Annotated in this window: 10 protein-coding genes and 1 pseudogene; 3 read left to right on the forward strand and 8 right to left on the reverse strand. The window is 58.5% G+C overall.

Annotation, left to right across the window (positions count from 1 at the left end; genetic code table 11):
- Positions 1-341: 341 nt before the first annotated feature.
- A complete protein-coding gene (locus RX972_RS15715) occupies positions 342-1952 on the forward strand; it encodes an NAD(P)/FAD-dependent oxidoreductase (protein ID WP_027900843.1) in 1611 nt (536 codons plus the stop codon).
- A gap of 194 nt (positions 1953-2146) precedes the next feature.
- The gene (gene nhaA / locus RX972_RS15720) at positions 2147-3328 is read left to right on the forward strand and encodes a Na+/H+ antiporter NhaA (protein ID WP_255886608.1); all 1182 of its coding nucleotides are present in this window, start codon (positions 2147-2149) and stop codon (positions 3326-3328) included.
- A gap of 216 nt (positions 3329-3544) precedes the next feature.
- Here the strand turns inward: nhaA and RX972_RS15725 are convergent, their stop codons facing one another.
- The 5 genes from RX972_RS15725 to dinG all read right to left on the reverse strand — a co-directional run bounded on the left by RX972_RS15725 (position 3545) and on the right by dinG (position 9699).
- A complete protein-coding gene (locus RX972_RS15725; protein ID WP_027900841.1) occupies positions 3545-4009 on the reverse strand; it encodes a glycine zipper 2TM domain-containing protein in 465 nt (154 codons plus the stop codon).
- A gap of 171 nt (positions 4010-4180) precedes the next feature.
- Positions 4181-4828, reverse strand: a complete 648-nt coding sequence (gene pdxH / locus RX972_RS15730; protein WP_316876756.1) for a pyridoxamine 5'-phosphate oxidase — start codon at positions 4826-4828, stop codon at positions 4181-4183.
- Positions 4829-4895: 67 nt separating this feature from the next.
- Positions 4896-5993, reverse strand: coding sequence for an OmpA family protein (locus RX972_RS15735; protein WP_316876758.1), 1098 nt, complete (start codon positions 5991-5993; stop codon positions 4896-4898).
- Positions 5994-6146: 153 nt separating this feature from the next.
- Positions 6147-7295 (reverse strand): serine hydrolase domain-containing protein, encoded by a 1149-nt coding sequence (locus RX972_RS15740; RefSeq protein ID WP_316876829.1) that lies wholly within the window; start codon positions 7293-7295, stop codon positions 6147-6149.
- Positions 7296-7554: 259 nt separating this feature from the next.
- On the reverse strand, positions 7555-9699 hold the full coding sequence (gene dinG, locus RX972_RS15745; protein ID WP_316876760.1) for an ATP-dependent DNA helicase DinG: 2145 nt from the start codon (positions 9697-9699) through the stop codon (positions 7555-7557).
- Between the two features lie 130 nt (positions 9700-9829).
- On the opposite strand from dinG, the gene RX972_RS15750 reads away from it, so the two are divergent.
- Positions 9830-10294: a CopD family protein gene (locus RX972_RS15750; protein ID WP_122806145.1), complete on the forward strand. Its 465-nt coding sequence runs from the start codon at positions 9830-9832 to the stop codon at positions 10292-10294.
- A gap of 170 nt (positions 10295-10464) precedes the next feature.
- Here the strand turns inward: RX972_RS15750 and RX972_RS15755 are convergent, their stop codons facing one another.
- From RX972_RS15755 to RX972_RS15765, 3 genes and pseudogenes are all read right to left on the reverse strand, one after another.
- Entirely contained in the window at positions 10465-11223 is a 759-nt protein-coding gene (locus RX972_RS15755; RefSeq protein ID WP_027902719.1) for a hypothetical protein, read from the reverse strand.
- Positions 11216-11491, reverse strand: coding sequence for a DUF1145 domain-containing protein (locus RX972_RS15760; RefSeq protein WP_027902718.1), 276 nt, complete (start codon positions 11489-11491; stop codon positions 11216-11218). The genes RX972_RS15755 and RX972_RS15760 overlap by 8 nt, the downstream gene beginning before the upstream one ends.
- 186 nt (positions 11492-11677) lie before the next feature.
- Positions 11678-12379 (reverse strand): annotated as a pseudogene (locus RX972_RS15765) (OmpA family protein).
- Positions 12380-12580 lie beyond the last annotated feature (201 nt).

Consider the following 12580-nt stretch of genomic DNA (forward strand, 5'->3'; position numbering starts at 1 on the left):
CGGGCCATGGATGGCCCATTGCGGCGGCCCACGGTTCAGGATCTGCGGGCGGGTACACCGAGCGACAGCGAGGTGCCAAGTGGTGGGGCAAGAGCGTTTTGCTTACTTTTGCGCTCTATCAAAAGTGAGGCGCTGTAAGAGCGCAACCAATAGCAGCAATGACCGCGGTAACGGATATGTACGCAAGAATCACGATATGAAGATGTGTAGGTACCGATGCTGGTTCACAATAGGTTCGCTACGAACTTAAGACAACCCCGCCTCCCCCCAATGTGTCTTATAATCCCCGGTTCTTGTAGCGCTGTCGGGCTGATCCTGCGGCCCGGAAACTGGATTTTTTCATGTTACGAATCACCGAACTCAAGCTGCCGATCGACCACCCGGACGAAGACCTGCGTCCCGCCCTCCTGCAGCGCTTGGGCATCGCCAGCGATGAACTGCTGGAATTCACCCTGTTCAAGCGCAGCTACGATGCGCGCAAAAAGTCTTCCGAGCTGTGCTTCATCTACACCATCGATTTCGAAGTGCGTGATGAAGCCGCCCTGCTGTTGCGTCATGCAGATGATCGTCATCTCAACCCCGCGCCAGACGTCAGCTATAAAGTCGTTGGCCATGCGCCAGAAGGACTGACCGAACGCCCAGTGGTCGTCGGCTTCGGCCCCTGCGGGATTTTCGCGGGGCTGCTGCTGGCACAGATGGGCTTCAAACCGATCATCCTTGAGCGCGGCAAGGAAGTCCGTCAGCGCACCAAAGACACCTGGGGCCTGTGGCGCAAGAACGTGCTGAACCCCGAGTCCAACGTGCAGTTTGGCGAAGGCGGCGCCGGGACCTTCTCCGACGGTAAGCTGTACAGCCAGATCAAAGACCCGAAATTTCACGGTCGCAAGGTCCTGCACGAGTTCGTCAAAGCTGGCGCACCTGAGGAAATTCTCTACGTCAGCAAACCCCACATCGGTACATTCCGACTGACTGGCGTCGTGGAAAACATGCGTCACCAGATCGAAGCGCTGGGCGGTGAAGTGCGCTTCGAGCAACGCGTGACCGACGTGCTGATCGACAACGGCCAACTGCAAGGTGTGGTGCTCGATGGTGGCGAGCGTATCGACTCCCGGCACGTGATCATGGCCTTGGGGCACAGCGCTCGTGACACATTCAGGATGCTCCACAGCCGTGGCGTTTACATGGAAGCCAAGCCGTTTTCCGTGGGCTTCCGCATTGAACACCCACAATCGCTGATCGACCGCGCTCGCCTGGGCAAGTACGCCGGGCATCCAAAACTGGGGGCGGCCGATTACAAGCTGGTTCACCACGCTAAAAACGGTCGTTCGGTGTACAGCTTCTGCATGTGCCCGGGCGGTACGGTGGTGGCCGCGACGTCAGAACCCAATCGCGTCGTCACCAACGGCATGAGCCAGTACTCACGTAACGAACGCAATGCCAACTCAGGCATCGTGGTCGGTATTACCCCCGAAGATTATCCGGGCAGCCCACTGGCGGGCATCGAACTGCAAGAGCGTCTTGAATCCCACGCCTATGTGCTGGGCGGAAGTACTTATGAAGCGCCTGCGCAGTTGGTTGGTGATTTCATTGCAGGCAAAACATCGCAGGCACTCGGTAGCGTAGAGCCATCCTACAAGCCGGGCGTCAAGCTGGTGGATCTGGCAGACGCCCTGCCCGCTTATGCCATCGAAGCCATTCGTGAAGCACTGCCAGCGTTCGATAAGCAGATCAAAGGTTTTGCCCTGCATGACGCCGTACTGACCGGGATCGAAACCCGTACTTCTGCGCCATTGCGTATCACCCGAAACGAAAGCATGCAAAGCCTGAACGTCAAAGGCCTGTTTCCGGCCGGTGAAGGTGCGGGTTACGCCGGGGGCATCTTGTCAGCCGGGGTTGATGGCATCCGAATCGCTGAGGCTTTAGCAAGAAGCATGTTGGGTATCGAAGCCTGATCGAAGTGAGATTTCAGAAGATTCCCACACCATAAAAAGAATCTTCCTACTACTAAAAACGCACTAACTGACAGACTTGGAAACACTCTAAACCGGTCATTCCGCTTAGAACAAAAACGAATATAACTTTTGTTTTAACGACGGGAAGTCCGGGTTAGGGTGTCGCTCCTTTTTGTTGGATGGGAGCGCAAACCTTGCCTCTGCGTATTACTGTCACTCGTTTTTTCCAGCTTGAAGCGGCGGGTGGTCTGTTATTGATCGCCGCCGCTGCGTTGGCGCTGCTCATCAATAACTCGCCGCTGTCGTGGATGTACAACGCGTTCCTCGACACCCCCGTTGTGGCGCAGATCGGCGCTGTAAAAATCGCCAAGCCACTATTGCTGTGGATCAACGATGGGATGATGGCGCTGTTCTTTCTGCTGATTGGCCTGGAGGTTAAACGGGAAGTTCTGGAGGGCCATCTTTCACGCCCCTCGCAGATCATTCTTCCGGGCACGGCGGCCATTGGCGGTATGGTGATTCCGGCGCTGGTGTTCTGGGCGCTGAACAAAGGTGATACGGCGGCGATGAATGGCTGGGCGATTCCTATGGCCACCGACATTGCTTTCGCGCTGGGCGTGCTGGCGTTGCTGGGCAAGCGAGTCCCGGTGTCGCTCAAGCTGTTTCTGATGACGCTGGCGATCATCGATGACCTCGGCGCGATCATCGTCATCGCGCTGTTCTATTCAGGCGAACTGTCGAACCTGTCGCTGATCCTGGCGGGCTCTTCGATCGCGGCGTTGATTGCGATGAACAGGTTAGGCGTACGTAAGCTGGGCCCTTATCTGCTGATCGGTCTGCTGCTCTGGGTCTGCGTACTCAAAAGCGGTGTGCATGCGACGCTCGCGGGCGTGGTGTTGGCGTTCTGTATTCCTTTGCGCACAGTTGACCACGACTCATCACCACTGCTGACCCTGGAACACGCGCTGCATCCTTGGGTCGCTTACGGCATTCTGCCGCTATTCGCCTTTGCCAACGCTGGCGTCTCCCTGAGTGGCGTGACACTGGAAAGCTTCACCCATCATGTGCCAATGGGCATCGCAGCTGGCTTACTGCTGGGCAAGACTGTTGGCGTGTTTGGTCTCACCTGGCTTGCGATCAGGATCGGTATCGCCAAACTCCCCGGCGGAGCCAACTGGGGTCAGGTGCTGGGTGTCTCGATTCTCTGCGGGATTGGTTTCACCATGAGCCTGTTCGTCGGCTCGCTGGCGTATGTGCCAGGCAGTAGCGAATACGCGGGCGTGGATCGCATGGGGATTCTGACCGGTTCGATACTCGCGGCCTTTATCGGTTATGCCGTCATGGCAGTCAGCAGTCGGAAAAATCCAGTCCGTTGAATTGAAATTAATCTTTTGTAGGAGCTGCCGAAGGCTGCGATAGCGGTATGTCAGGATGAATGCATCGCAGCCTTCGGCAGCTCCTACAGGGAAAGCATTTGCTGCGCGACACAGGAAACAGCGTGATGCCAAAGTCACCAACGATCACCCACAAAAAACCCGATCACCAGGATCGGGTTTTTATGTTTCAAGACGCTACTGAAACGGTGCAGTCACTCAATGAGAGACGCGGCTGGTACCGTTGACGGTCATGATGCGAACGCGCTCGCCCACCCGGAAAATCTCGTTTTCCTGAACTTGCTGCACGTAAGCACGCATAGAGCCATCGTCTTCACGCACAGTGATTTCAACGCCCTGGGTACGGGTCAGACCTTCTTCAGTGGCAGAACCCAGCAAGCCACCCGCTACCGCACCGATAACGGCCATGACGATGCTGCCACGGCCACCACCGATGGCACTGCCGCCGACGCCACCGACGACCGCGCCAGCACCCGCGCCGATTGGCGTCTTGCTGCCTTCGATCTTGACCGGACGCAGAGATTCGATGGTGCCCAGGCGAACGGTCTGCACTGTCCGCGCTTCGTCACGGGAATAAGAGTCGCCAGTCAGGTTCGACATGCAGCCAGTGAGGGTCATGGCCAAAGCAGTGAACGTGGCAACCAGCAGAACAGACTTACGCATAAAGGTATCTCCAGAGGAACATGCAGCCATTAGACTCTGCGCTGTGAGCGCTGTCACGTGCCGCACCTCGTTAATTTATTTTCATTCAGGCGGTATACAGCACCGGCTGCCGTAACTCTAGGACGAGTTGGCAGCCGAATAATTCAAACAGACCGATGGGTTAACAGGCGGCTAAGGAGCCAGACGCTCGCGCGTCCACTGTGTGTCCACAAGGCGATAATTCAGACGGTCGTGCAGACGACTTGGACGGCCTTGCCAGAACTCGATGCGCTCAGGCAGCAGACGGTAACCACCCCAGTGCTCAGGGCAATGCGGCTGGATGTCCATGAAGCGTTGCTCGGTGGCTTTAATCATCCCTTCAAGCTCGGCGCGATCGGCGATAACCCGACTTTGAGGTGAAGCCCAGGCCCCAAGACGGCTACCCAAAGGACGCACCTGAAAATAGGCGTCGGACTCTTCGGGAGTGACTTTCACCACTTGCCCCTCAATCCGTACCTGACGCTCCAGCGTCGGCCAGAAGAACGTCATCGCCGCGAACGGACGTGCTGCCAGTTGCTGCCCTTTGGCGCTGTCGTAGTTGGTGAAGAACGTGAAGCCTTCAACATCCAGGCCCTTGAGCAAGAGAATGCGGCAATGTGGACGGCCTTGATCATCAACCGTCGCCAGCGTCATCGCATTGGCCTCAACAGGTGCCTGCTCGGTTTTGACCGCCTCGGCAAACCATTGATGAAAAAGCGCGAACGGCTCATCGGGTGCCTGCGCTTCAGTCAAACCATCGCGGGCATAGTCACGGCGCATATCAGCCAGAGACTGGGTCATGACGTCTTTCCTTGATTGAAAAACAACGTCGCAGACTCGCGCATTCAGGCGCGAGTCTGCGAGTGTTTTAGTTGCTGGCCTGATCGGTAGCCGCAGGTTTCTTCTTCACTGCGGCCTTGGCAGGAGCAGCCTTGGCGGGCGTCGCCTTTTTCGCCGGAGCGGCTTTCTTGGCAGCAGGCTTGCTCGCAGCAGCTTTCTTGGCCGGTGCTGCTTTGGCTGGCGCAGGAGCAACGGCTGGCGCTGGTTTGACGTCTTGAGCAGCAACCATGGTCGGCGCTGGCGGCAAGGCGTATTTGCTCATCAGCGCGAGCATGGTGTTTTCCGGCGTCATGACGATTTCCACACGACGGTTCAGCTTGCGACCTTCAGCGCTGTCATTGGCTGCACGGGGCATGACGGCGCCCATGCCACGCAGGCTCAGGCGATTACGCTCCAGACCACTGAGGCGGAAAATAGCCGCAACCGACTGGGCGCGTTCCTGGCTGATTTTCTGATTCGCCGGGGCTGCGCCGGTGGTGTCCGCGTGACCCAATACCAGAACAGCGGTTTTCGGATCAGCTTCAACCAGTTTGGCCAGACGCGTGATCGGGCCCAGTGTCACTGGCAGCAACATGGCCGGACGATCAGGGTTGAACGAGCTGTCTACAGGGGCAGTGATCACCAGAACATCTTCACGACGCTCAAGTTCGAACGGGCTGTCCTTGATGGCCAGGCGCAGGCGTGGCTCGTAGTCATCCAGCCAGGCCTGAGTCACTTTAGGATCAACCTTGGGCACTGCCTTGGCTTCTTCTTTCTTGTCGCCGCCGAACGGCCACCACCACTTGCTATCGGTTTCACTCTTGGCAATCAGCGGCGGCACGCTCTTGTCCGCTGGTTTGGCGGCGGGTGCTGCAGCCACTTCAGCTTTTGGCTCGGCACTGTCACTGGATGCGAACGGCCAGTACCAATGAGTGCCGCTCTCGGCCTTGGCTACTGGAGCAGCAGGCTTGGCAGCAGCAGCGGCAGGAGCTTTTTCCGGGGATTTGACAGGTGCTGCGTCGGCAACCTTGTCAGAGCCGAACGACCACCAGCTGTTGCCAGCGTCAGCGGAATCATTTTTTGGCGTTTGCGCACAGCCGGTTACGGCGAGGCAAAGGGCGATTGCGAGGCTTTTATTGGATGACATGGATGACCCACAAAAAGTAGTAAACAGACAATGAACTTGGCAGTGCCCATATAACACGCATAAACGGGCAGTTGGAAAAGGAAACCGTCGCACGGTTCCTGTTCGGGGGTATTAACTGACAGTCGGTATTAAACAATCACTTATGACGATAACTTAGCGCAAACACTCACCTAGCACTCGCACCAGATTCTGTGCTCGCGGATCCATCAATACATAGGGGCCGAGGGTGTTGGTGACGAAGCCGAATGCAACGTCGCGATCAGGGTCAGCAAAGCCGATCGACCCGCCAGCGCCAGGATGACCGAATGCTTTCGGGCCCAGACCGTAGGTAGCGTTGGGCACATCGGGCTGATCAAGCATGCAGCCCAGACCAAAGCGGGTCTGGGTTAACAGCGTTTTGTCCTGGCCTAGGCTGTGTTCGCGAGTCAGTTCGTTGAGCAGCTCAGGTTCCAGCAAGCTGCCCTCCAGCAGACCGTTGTAGAACCCGGCCAGACTGCGGGCATTGCCGTGCCCATTGGCAGCGGGTTGCTGCATGCGCCGCCACTCGGGCTTGTTGGTGCTGGTCATGATCGACGGAGGATTGGTAAACGCCCTCGCCGTCATCGAGTTGGGCTCGCGCATGGTGGTTTGCAGCAAGCGCTGGGCAGACTCATCACCTGCATTACCTTTGCTGCGAGCGATGTGCGCAACGCGATGAAATTCTTCATCAGGCAGGCCGACGTGGATATCCAGCCCCAGCGGACGAGAAATGCGTGCAGCGATGGCCTCGCCGGGCCCGCGCCCGTCCGCACGACGAAGCACTTCGCCCACCAGCCAACCGTAAGTGATAGCGGCATAGCCATGGCCTTGTCCGGGCGTCCACCAAGGCTCTTCTGCGGCCAGCGCTTCGGTCATAGTGGTCCAGTCATAAAGTGCTTCAGCGGGGAGCATTTCGCGCAGAGCAGGAAGACCGGCCTGATGACACAACAATTGGCGCAGGGTAACTGCGCCCTTGCCTGCCTCTGCGAATTCAGGCCACAGGCGGGAAACAGGCTCGTCGAGCTTTAGCTTGCCTTCACCGACCAGTTGCAGGGCAGTGACGGCGGCGAAGGGTTTGGTGCAGGAAAACAGGTTGGCGATGGTATCGGTGTGCCAGGCCTCGGCCCCGTCCTTGTCGGCCGTGCCAGCCCAGAGGTCAATGACGGTTTCACCGCCAATTTGAATGCACAGCGCTGCGCCACGCTCCTGGGTATCGTCGAAGAGCGCCGCAAACGCTTCGCGCACTGCCTCGAACTTAAGCTCGAAATGACCCTGAATCTGCACCCGCTGGCTCCCGGATTGGCTGATGAAAAAAGTGGCGTGCATTGTTTCAGCGATTGAGGAGTTTGTGAACAGACGTAGGTGGATACATCGCTGCCGAGAGGCCAACTCTGGACCCAAGGAGCTCACCGAGGTTACGAGGCCAGCGATGACGGAGTATCAAGCAAACCGCTATCTCTGGCCTCGTAACCTCGGTGAGCTCCTACAGGGATTGGGGTCAATCTGAAAGCGATTGCGATGTATCAGACGCCGCAAACTCGAATCAGGAAATTTCGCGCCTGAACGGCGGCAGCGCATTCAGGATCGCCTTGCCGTAACGCTGGGTTACCACTCGCCGATCCAGGAGCGTGATGGTTCCGCGGTCCTCCTCGGTACGCAGCAAGCGACCGCAAGCCTGCACCAGCCGCAATGAAGCATCCGGCACGGCAATTTCCATGAACGGGTTGCCGCCGCGCGCCTCGATCCACTCGGCCAGAGCCGCCTCGACAGGATCGTCCGGCACGGCAAAAGGAATCTTGGCAATCACCACGTGCTCGCAATACGCGCCCGGCAAATCGACACCTTCGGCGAAGCTTGCCAGCCCGAACAGCACGCTGGAGTCACCACCATCGACCCGGGCCTTGTGTTTGTTGAGCGTCTCCTGCTTGGACAGGTTGCCCTGGATGAACACCTGCTTGCGCCAGTCGCGCTCCAGCCCATCGAAAACGTCCTGCATCTGTTTACGCGATGAGAACAGCACCAGGGTGCCCCGCGAGCCTTCGACCAGCCCCGGCAACTCGCGAATGATCGCAGCGGTGTGCGCCACAGAATCACGTGGGTCGGCTTTCAGATCCGGCACGCGCAACACCCCGGCGTCGGCGTGATGAAACGGACTGGGCACGACCGCCGTCACAGCCACCTTGGGCAGACCGGCACGCATTCGGAAGCGGTCGAACTTGCCCAGGGCAGTCAGCGTCGCGGAGGTCACCAACGCGCCATAAGCAACGCTCCACAGATTGCGACGGAGCATCTCGGCCGCCAGGATCGGGCTGGCGTTGACTTCGATATCAAACAACGCACCGCTGTCGGCCAGGGTCAGCCAGCGCGCCATGGGCGGGCTGTCTTCCGGGTCTTCAGCGGTGAAGGCCGTCCATAATTCCCAGTTGCCATGGGCCCGGGCCAGCAGGCTACCAAACAGCGGATACCATTCTTCGGCCTGATGGCTGGCAATGCCGATATTCACTTCACCATCCATGCCTTCCTTGAGCAGGTCGGCCAGACGGGTGAACAGGTCATCAAGACGGGCAAAGCCTTTCTTCAACTCGATGCCCATTTCACGAATGTGTTCCGGCACCACGCCACCGATGAACCGATGACGCGGGCGCTCTCGCCCTTGCATGTCCTCACCGGCGCGGAAATCAGCCAGTTGCTCGCAAGCGCTGAACATGAATTGCTGCTGCGCCTTGATCTCCCGGGCCAGCTCCGGCACCTGCTCGATCAACTTGCCCAGATCGCCCGGCAGCGGATTTTGCGCCAGCAGCTTGGCGAGGTTCTTGGCAGTCTGTTCCAGCCAGTCCGCTGTAGAACGAAGCCGCGTGTAATGTGCGAAATGGCCAATCGCTTTGTCAGGCAAGTGGTGCCCTTCGTCGAACACATACAAAGTGTCACGAGGATCGGGCAATACCGCACCGCCCCCCAAGGCCAGATCCGCCAGCACCATGTCGTGGTTCGTCACGATCACGTCGACTTTTCCCATACCTTCGCGAGCTTTATAGAAGGCGCATTGTTGAAAGTTCGGACAATGGCGATTTGTGCACTGGCTGTGATCAGTGGTCAGACGCGCCCAATCCTGATCTTCCAGCGCCTGCGGCCAGCTGTCCCTGTCGCCGTCCCATTTATTCCCGGCGAGCTTTTCGATCATGCTCGTGAACAGTTTCTGACTGGCCTCATCGACCTCGATCTTGAAGCCTTCTTCTTCGAAAAGCTGTGCAGTGGCGTTGGTCGCGTCGCCTTCCTGCAACAACATGTCGAGCTTGGACAGACACATGTAGCGGCCACGCCCCTTGGCCAGGGAGAACGTGAAGTTCAGGCCGCTGTTGCGCATCAGGTCGGGCAGGTCCTTGTGGACGATCTGCTCTTGCAGCGCGACGGTCGCGGTGGCGATCACCAGACGCTTGCCCGCCAGCTTGGCGGTGGGGATTGCCGCGATGGCATACGCGACAGTCTTGCCAGTACCGGTGCCCGCTTCCACCGCCACGACCGCGGGGTCGCTGGTACGTCGGCCTTCTTCATCGGTATCGATATCGCCCAATACTTTGGCGACCTCGGCGATCATCAAACGCTGGCCATAGCGCGGCTTGAGGCTCTTGGCTTCGAGGAAACGCGAGTAGGCGCCCTGAATCTGGGATTTGAGTTCGTTGCTGATCATGGGTTTTGTTGGCTCGGGCGCTACAGGCATCGGTAAAAATTAAAGCGTAAAACGCTGGATATATCTTCAGTAGTTCCAGCAGGCGGCTATCATACCCCGCAAATTCCATCCGCGCAGAACGGAGTACCTGATGACACCCTTTTCCCTCGTCTACACCCTGCATGTTTTGGCCGCGCTGGTCTGGGTTGGCGGCATGTTTTTCGCCTGGATGGTCCTGCGACCAGCGGTCGTCAGCGCATTACAGGGTCCGGCCCGCCTGAAATTGTGGCTGGAAGTGTTTCCGCGATTTTTTGTCTGGGTGTGGGCGGTCGTGGTGGTCTTGCCTATTACCGGGGTCGGCATGATCCAGCTGCAGTTCGTCAGTTTCGAAACCGCGCCGCGCTATGTGCAGGTAATGATGGGGTTATACGTGGTGATGACCGCGCTGTTCATCCGCATTCAGTCACTGCAACTGCCCGAACTGCGGCGTGCGGTTGAAGCCGAACAATGGGCTGAAGGTGCAGCGGCGCTGGGCCGGATTCGACGGCTGGTGGGGATCAACCTGTTGGTCGGCCTGACGGTCGTGGCGATTGCAGCGGCCCGGCCTGGCTTCTGAATAAACTCCGGTCTGTAGGAGCGCGCTTGCCCGCGATTCGGTCTGATCAGTCGGTGGATATATCGCCTGTGCTGACGCAATCGCGGGCAAGCGCGCTCCTACGGGTAACGAAGTATTCCAAATAAGATAGTTGTAGTTGGTACAAGGTCTGGCGGTTGTCGCGCGGGACGTTACAACCGCTGCAACGTCAACGCACCAGCAGGTCCAGCCGCACCCGGCTGACCCGCGTCACCGGCGCGTCCGGCCTTGCCGCCATCCGCCCGATACACGAAGCAACCTTTGGATGCGCCACCTTTACCCGGTTTGCCACCGGCACCGGCCAAACCACCGGCTCCGCCCTGAACGTCCACCTTGATGCGCTCAACAGGGAAGTCCCGCGGCAATTCCAAACGCACCTGCGCACCGGCTGCACCGTCGTGGCCATTGCCGCCGTTATCGCCGTTGTAACCGCGTCCAGCGCTGCCCACCACACAACCAGGCGCTTGACCGTTTGCGCCATCCAGGCCGACATATCCCGGCGAACCGGCACCGCCCCGGGCATCGACGAACAGCTCTTCGCCCTGCAAATGCTCGACGCGCAAGTTCAGGTTACGACCCGGTAATGGAGGCTTTTCGTAAGTACCCGGTGCGCCGCGAGCAGTAATCTGGCTGCCCGTGCCCAGCTCACCCTGGCGGACCACCAGATTGAGCGCCTGGCTGCTAGGTACGATGGCGATGCGCGCTTCGTGGCCCAACACCAGTTGATCGACTTTCACCTCAGTCAGCCCGGACGGAATCAGCAAGGTGCCGTAATCCGCCACTTCCAGGCGCTCAAGTTGCAACACGCTGGTCTGGCTTGGCAGACGCATCAGTGAATGGGATTCGACAGTGATGGTCTGAGCCATGGCCCAAGGGCTGCAAAAGGCAGCCAGCAAACAAAGCTTACGCATGAGCGGCCTCCTGGGCTTTTTTCGGGAGAGACTTGATGTGGAAGATGCCAAACAGAAGTATACGCAGCCGGTCGCGCCAGGGACGTGGACGTCCGCGCAAGCTGCCATTGAACAGCAACAGCTCAGCGACATGAATCAGCGCCAGAAGGCCGCCCGCAAGCTTGATCAGAGGATCAAACGGCGTCGGCAGCGCCACCATCAAACTGAACAAAACCACCAGCCAGAACGCTGCGGTCAACAGTTTCCCCAATCCCCAAAACACCTTCATTGCCAGAGCCTGTCCGTAATTGTCATGTCTGCAAACGCTTATCGTTGCGAGAAAATTCTGCGCGCACAGTAAACGCCTGCGAGGTGAAATATGCCAGCGCACGACCGAAATTTAATCTGACACGGGGATCGGCTGAATCGGCACTGGCCCGGCACGCATGCCGGGCCAGTGCTTGGAGGTGCTGCGTTAACGGTTGATCTGGATCTCGACACGCCGGTTCAGGGAGCGACCACTGGCAGTCGAGTTGTCGGCAACCGGGCGCGCTTCGCCGTCACCTTCAACAGAAACAAATGCACTGCGTGGAATCCCGGTACTTACCAGGTAGTCAGTCACCGACATGGCACGTTTCTGGGAGAGCTTCTGGTTGTAAGTGTCACTGCCGACACTGTCGGTGTGACCGCTGACACGCAGTTATGCGCTGGGTGCTTCGCGTTTCAGACGGGTAGAGATGAGATCAAGCTTCGACTTGTCGGCAGCGGTCAGGCGCGCAGAGTCGAACTCGAACAGTACGTCATTGATGACAATGACCTCCTCCTTGATGACCACCACCTCTTCAACGACTACGGGTGGAGCTGGCGGCGCCAACGGGCAACCGGTCGCGTCTACGGCAACACCTTTTGGTGTGTCCGGGCATTTGTCGACGCTGTTTTTCACGCCATCGCCGTCATCGTCGCCATCACCATGAACCCAGCAATACGCGCCAGCCATAATACCCACTGCGCCCCCCAGACCGGCTGATACGGCTGCGCTCTGAAATGCTCCCGCCGCCGCACCCGCCACGCCGCCGCCCAATGCGCAGAGTGGCCAGTCAGTCTTCTGCAGGCCCGCACAACCGGTTAAAACGCTGGTAACCAAAATCAGAGGTAATGCTGTCCGGATTATTCTCATTAGTTTTCTCCCAAGGTTCGGCCCAATCCGCCGCTCATGGAGTAAAGACAGCAAAGTGCCAGCCTGCCACTTTTGGCCTTGTTTTATTGGGGCTTCAGGCCTTCTGGAGCGATATATCTCTCGGTAGGAGCCAACTTGTTGGGTGGGACGTGGAAGAGGTGCAACCCCCCGCAAACAAATTTGCTACAACCCCGCCTGTAT

This window comes from Pseudomonas syringae group sp. J309-1, from assembly GCF_032582135.1.
Lineage (GTDB): Bacteria > Pseudomonadota > Gammaproteobacteria > Pseudomonadales > Pseudomonadaceae > Aquipseudomonas > Aquipseudomonas quasicaspiana.